This window comes from Bowdeniella massiliensis (assembly GCF_023634005.1).
GTDB lineage: Bacteria > Actinomycetota > Actinomycetes > Actinomycetales > Actinomycetaceae > Bowdeniella > Bowdeniella massiliensis.
The window spans coordinates 1-446 of the sequence record NZ_JALIQR010000048.1 but is presented as its reverse complement, the minus strand read 5'-3'; the positions used below and the strand labels follow the sequence as shown (position 1 = coordinate 446).

The window sequence follows — 446 nt, the reverse complement described above, 5'->3', positions numbered from 1 at the left end:
GCTCCGGTCGTGTCGGAAGGCCTATTGAATCTCGGGATTGGGATCCTCGCGGCAGCGGTCGAGAACGGTGTTGACCTGCCGGAGGCGCTGCATAAGTTGATCGCGGCACGCAACATCGAACGCGCCTACAACGCCGTGGCCACACTGCGGACGCAGATTATTGCTGCCGCTGATCAGGCGGGTGCTGCCGAGATCGATGGCCTGTCCATGGCAGATGTGATCGCTGAAGAACGCCGGATACCGAAGAATGCTGCCACCAGCGAGATCCGGACCGCCCGTTCTCAGGCTGAGTTCCCGAACGTGTTGAAAGCCGCTGCAGCCTCGCGCATCTCCCAAGAAAACCTGCATACCGCCATCAAGACGTTGGAGAAGATGCGGCCCCACTACAGCCAGACCGAGTTCCCGCACGTCGAAGCAGCCCTCATTAGAGAGGCGGAGACTCCGGT

1 protein-coding gene is annotated in these 446 nt (G+C 61.0%); it reads left to right on the top strand.

Annotation, left to right across the window (positions count from 1 at the left end; genetic code table 11):
- Positions 1–446: hypothetical protein (locus MUN85_RS12550; RefSeq protein ID WP_250507004.1), on the top strand; the 446-nt coding region annotated here is incomplete at both ends.